Genomic DNA, 4341 nt, shown 5'->3' with positions numbered 1-4341 from the left:
AAGCGCGACCACGTCTGGGACAACCGCGCCGACACCGCCACCCTGCGCGACGACCGCAACCACACCGTCGACACCGAGTCCTGGGGCCGCCGCCGCTAACCAGGCCACGGCCCGCTGCCTGTGAACGGGCGGCGGCCGAACCCGCAGTGAGCGTGTGCCGGGCCGCCCGCCAGCCGCCCGGCACACACCCATGTCCAGCGCCGGCCACCAAGCGCGGCTGGCCGTTTTACGTGCCCGGCGAGGTCGATGTCGAGGGCCGGTTCCGTGACACGGCCGGCGAAGCCTCTTCAGAGCTACCCGACACCGTCGCCCGTGACAACGGGCCGCCTTGGCAAGGGCGAAGCAGCGTTGTGCGCCCACGCGTTCCTCTCCGACCAGGACGACGAGCGCGTCGTACGCTGCCCGGCCTGGACGAGCGTGAACGCCGCCGGGTTCTCGAGGAGCGCTGGCGCGAGGACGCCGGCCTTGAGTCGAAGGACCTGGTGTGGCGCCGCCAGCAGGCCCGTGAGCGTGGCCGTTCGAAGCCAGCGTCATGCACGGCCCGTTTCATCGTCTTCGGCGAGCGATGAGCGGACTCTGCGCACCATGATGGGCGGCAGAAGCGGGTTGTCGGAGGGGGCCATCCAGTCGAATCGACTGCGGACACGGCGCAAGCGGGCAGCAGCACTTTCTGCCCCGGCGGTACCCATTCTCACGCGGCGCTGGAGGGCGCCGTCGACGATGGCACCCAGCGGTGCGTCGGGGAACTTCTGCCAGCGCTTCGGGCGCCGGCCGTTCATGCGCTCCTCAACGGCGTCGGCCCTGACATCGTCGGGTGAGCCTAGGAGCGCCGTCAGCGCGGTCTGTGCGTGACGCCGGTTGGCACTGTTGGGGAACCGCTTGTTTCGACGGATGTTCTTGCGTGAGCTCTTGTCGTTCTCGCCGTAGTTGTTCCGATGATCTTTGACGTAGCTCAGGCGCTTCTTCTCCTGGGGTGTCTTGCGCTCCACCGTCCTGCGCCTCCTCCGGCTCCCGGGAGCGCCAGAGTAGCCATGTGCGGGCGTGTCGGCCAGGCCGTTTCTGCGCGCCGGTAGCGAAGACCGCAGGTAGCGGGGGTGGCGAGTGCGGGTCCGGAGAGACTGGGTCAAGCGCGCGGTCGGGCGGTACCGTCAGGATTGGGGAAGCGGGGGCGTCCGTGGCGTCTGGAAACAGTCGTCGATGGCGCTGGCGCGCTACCTGGAGGGGTCCCTCGGGGCGCTCAGGGCTCGATACCGGTCGAATGCTTCACGGGCATCGGGGATGAACTCGAAGCGGTGGACGATCTTCTCGAGTTCGGGCTTGGTCAGCCAGAAGGTGCTTTGAACAGCTCATCCCGCTGCTCGGTGAGGGCCTGTCCCAAAGAGGGGCGCGTCCTGGGCCGTCACGTCCAGGCGGAGGCGGCGAAACCGTAGGGGATGCCGGTGGACACCGCCGTGGTCGACGGCGGTGTCGGCGCTGATCTCCGCCACCAGGCCCGGGTCGACCAGAACGACGTCCAGGTCGTCGCGGGACCCCCATGCCGCCGAGAACCGTGCACCGGTCCACGGATGGTCAGGTGAGGCCGCCGTCAGGCGTTCGGCGACTTGGCGCGCCTGGTCCGGGCGCAGGGGTGTGGTGCGGCCGACGGTGCGCAGTCGGCCGGTGTCGTCGTGGCGGCCGAGGATGAGGAGTTGAGGGCGGTTGAGAGTGCCGGTGATGCCACCGATGATCGCTTCGGTGGTGTCCCGACGGCGGATCTTCGTCCAGCCACGGTGGTTGGGCAGGTAACGCTGGTTCATGCTCTTGATCAGGATGCCTTCGACGCCGGAGACATCCGTCCAGGACTCCAGCCACTCCTTGGCCTTGGCGAGGTCGGTGGTCATCGGGCACAACGTCCACGGCGCACTCAGACCCCGGGCGGCGAACAGCACCTCCAACCTTCGGCGACGCTCCCGATACGGCAGGGTCAGCAGCTCGGCGCCGTCGGCTTGGAGAAGGTCGAAGACGATGAAATAGGCAGGGGTTCGAGCCGCCAGGGCGCTGGCGCCGCAGGCGCGGGCAGCGGCCCGGCGCTGAAGCGCCTCGAAGGACAGCCGTCCTTCCTCGGGGTCCCAGACGAGGAGCTCACCGTCCAGGACCAGGCCGTGGGGGAGTTGCTCAATGGCGGCCGCGACGAGGTCGGGGAAGCGGTCCTGGATGAGCGAGCCCCGTCTTGTCTGGACCAGCACCTGCTCGCCGGGGGCGGGCGGGGTGAACAGCAGGCCGCGGTGGCCGTCGAGCTTCTGCTCGTAGGCCACCTCCCGCAGCATGCCTGTGGGAGGAATCGTCTCTGCGGCTTGCGCCAGCATCGGTTCCACCGGTGGCCGCAGCGTCATCGCGTGGCCTCCGTTCGCGGGCTGGCTGTTGGGGTCATGCGCGGGAAAGGGCCTTCACCAGGTCTTCGCGGGTCATGTTGGAGCGGCCGGGGAGGTTGGCGGCGGCGGCCTTCTTGTAGAGGTCGGCCTTCGACAGGCTGCTTAGGTCCTCCTTGGACGTCGAGCTGATCCTCTTCTTGGCCGCCGGCTTCTTCGCGGCCGCGGTCTTGCCGGACGCGGTGGCTTTCCCGCCGGTGGCCTTGGAGCTGCCGGCGCGTTCGAGACTGGCGCGCAGGGCTTCCATGAGGTCGACAGCGCCGGTGGGCTGCGCGGGCTCGTCGGCCTTCTCGACGGTGTCGCCGGTCTTCTTGGCGTCGATGAGGGCGGCGACCTTCTCCTGGAAGGTGTCGTGGAACTCGTCGGGGTCCCAGGTCATGCTCAGGGTCTCGATGAGCTACTCGGCCATCCGCAGCTCCTTCTCGGAAGCCTTGGTCTTGCCGGGGAGGTTGTCGATCTCCTTCCTCGGGTCCCGGATCTCGTCCGCCCAGTGCAGCGTGTGCAGGGTCAGGAGCCCGTTCTCGGCCTTGAGGGCGACCAGGTACTCGTGCTGGCGCATCACGAACGTCGCGACGCCCGCCTTGCCGGCCTTCGCCAGAGCCTGCTCCAGCAGGCTGTAGACCTTCCCGTACTCGGAAACGCGCGGGCCCAGGTAGTACGTCTTGTCGAAGAAGATCGGGTCCACCTCCGTCAGGTCGACGAACCCGGCTATCTCCAATGAGCGAGAGCGTCCGGGGGCGATCTCGTCCAGCTCCTTCGGTTCGACCAGCACGTACTCGTCGCCGGTGTCGTAGCCCTTAACGATGTCGTCGAGCTGGACCTCATTGCCGGTGCGTTCGTTGACTCGCCGGTTGCGGATTCGGTCGGAGGTGCCGCGCTGTAGCTGCTGGAAGTGGATCGTGTGGCTGTCGGTGGCCGTGTACAGGCTCACGGGCAGGCTGACCAGGCCGAATGACAGGTTTCCGGCCCATACGGGACGGGCCATGATCACCACCTCCTCCAACCGATGTCTTCTCTCTCCAGGTGACGGCTTCTGATCGTTGTGACTGAGCGCTGTACTTGGCCCCTCTGGCCAAGTAGGTGCTCAGTAACTGGCCGGGGAGAGCGTACGCACCTGAGCCGAAGCGCGATAGTTGTCACATAGGCAGGCTTGTCGTCACCGGCCGGACTGCAAGCCCTTATGGCGACGTAGGCCGTGATGTCCCGTCGCAGCACGATTCTCACTTGTTCCAGAGCGGGACCAAACGGCAAGGTCTCCGCCGGGCAACGAGATGAAACGCCATCCTCGTGGTTCTGTGACCTGCCAGGCTTCGAACGATGCGTCGGTCGAACTGAGGTTCCCCCGTGAGGTTCCCCCGAGATGCGGGAAGTGGTGACAGGCTGTCAGATGGGTCGTATGAGAGGAACCCAGACGATGTCTGCCCCGAGGAAGTACCCGCTGGAGTTGCGTGAGCGTGCGGTGCGGATGTACCGGACCACCGAGCCGAAGCCAGTGATCCGCCGTATGGCCGAGGAACTCGGCGTGCACCACGAGGCACTGCGCAACTGGATCCGTCAGGCCGAGGCCGACGCCGGCGAACGAGGCGACCACCTCACCACCGCCGAGCGCGAGGAACTGACCGCCCTGCGGAAAGAGAATGTCCAGCTCAAGCGGGCGAACGAGGTCCTGCGGACGGCCTCGGCTTTTTTCGCGGCCCAGCTCGACCCGACCCGGCCCAGGTGACCGCGCTCCTCGACGAGCACCCGCACCTGGGGGTCGAGCCCGTCCTGCGGGAACTGAACATCCCCTCCACCACCTACTACCGGTGGCGCCAGGCCGAGAAGGAACCGTGCGAGCGGCGCCGCCGCGACGTCGAGCTGACAGACCGGATCCGGGAGGTCCACGACGAGTCCGACGGGATCTACGGCTCACCGCGCGTGCACGCCATCCTCA

Annotated in this window: 7 protein-coding genes; 2 read left to right on the top strand and 5 right to left on the bottom strand. The window is 67.5% G+C overall.

Annotated elements, in window-relative coordinates; genetic code table 11:
* Positions 1 to 530 precede the first annotated feature (530 nt).
* The 5 genes from ADK55_RS38495 to ADK55_RS40945 all read right to left on the bottom strand — a co-directional run bounded on the left by ADK55_RS38495 (position 531) and on the right by ADK55_RS40945 (position 3936).
* Positions 531 to 989, bottom strand: a complete 459-nt coding sequence (locus ADK55_RS38495; RefSeq protein WP_159041362.1) for a hypothetical protein — start codon at positions 987 to 989, stop codon at positions 531 to 533.
* 357 nt (positions 990 to 1346) lie between these two features.
* Positions 1347 to 2372, bottom strand: coding sequence for an ATP-dependent DNA ligase (locus ADK55_RS12205; RefSeq protein WP_063839512.1), 1026 nt, complete (start codon positions 2370 to 2372; stop codon positions 1347 to 1349).
* A 34-nt stretch (positions 2373 to 2406) separates the two neighbouring features.
* Positions 2407 to 2787, bottom strand: coding sequence for a hypothetical protein (locus tag ADK55_RS40715; protein ID WP_324611181.1), 381 nt, complete (start codon positions 2785 to 2787; stop codon positions 2407 to 2409).
* 18 nt (positions 2788 to 2805) lie between these two features.
* Positions 2806 to 3393, bottom strand: a complete 588-nt coding sequence (locus ADK55_RS40710; protein ID WP_324611180.1) for a Ku protein — start codon at positions 3391 to 3393, stop codon at positions 2806 to 2808.
* A 171-nt stretch (positions 3394 to 3564) separates the two neighbouring features.
* Complete coding sequence (locus ADK55_RS40945) at positions 3565 to 3936, bottom strand: DUF6188 family protein (RefSeq protein WP_420713622.1); 372 nt, start codon at positions 3934 to 3936, stop codon at positions 3565 to 3567.
* On the opposite strand from ADK55_RS40945, the gene ADK55_RS12195 reads away from it, so the two are divergent.
* Positions 3823 to 4131: a transposase gene (locus ADK55_RS12195; protein ID WP_053677951.1), complete on the top strand. Its 309-nt coding sequence runs from the start codon at positions 3823 to 3825 to the stop codon at positions 4129 to 4131. The genes ADK55_RS40945 and ADK55_RS12195 overlap by 114 nt on opposite strands.
* Positions 4128 to 4341 (top strand): IS3 family transposase (locus tag ADK55_RS12190; protein ID WP_324611179.1); only part of this gene is annotated, 214 nt, incomplete at its 3' end. The genes ADK55_RS12195 and ADK55_RS12190, both read left to right, overlap by 4 nt.

This window comes from Streptomyces sp. WM4235, assembly GCF_001279725.1.
Taxonomy (GTDB): domain Bacteria; phylum Actinomycetota; class Actinomycetes; order Streptomycetales; family Streptomycetaceae; genus Streptomyces.
The sequence above is the reverse complement of the archived record's forward strand: the minus strand, read 5'-3'. Positions and strand labels throughout refer to the sequence as shown.

Bases quoted from the DNA above. Each gene is read 5' to 3' on its own strand.
- ADK55_RS12205 (WP_063839512.1), bottom strand. From the start codon at position 2,372: ATGACGCTGCGGCCACCGGTGGAACCGATGCTGGCGCAAGCCGCAGAG.
- ADK55_RS12195 (WP_053677951.1), top strand. From the start codon at position 3,823: ATGTCTGCCCCGAGGAAGTACCCGCTGGAGTTGCGTGAGCGTGCGGTG.
- ADK55_RS40710 (WP_324611180.1), bottom strand. From the start codon at position 3,393: ATGGCCCGTCCCGTATGGGCCGGAAACCTGTCATTCGGCCTGGTCAGC.
- ADK55_RS40715 (WP_324611181.1), bottom strand. From the start codon at position 2,787: ATGACCTGGGACCCCGACGAGTTCCACGACACCTTCCAGGAGAAGGTC.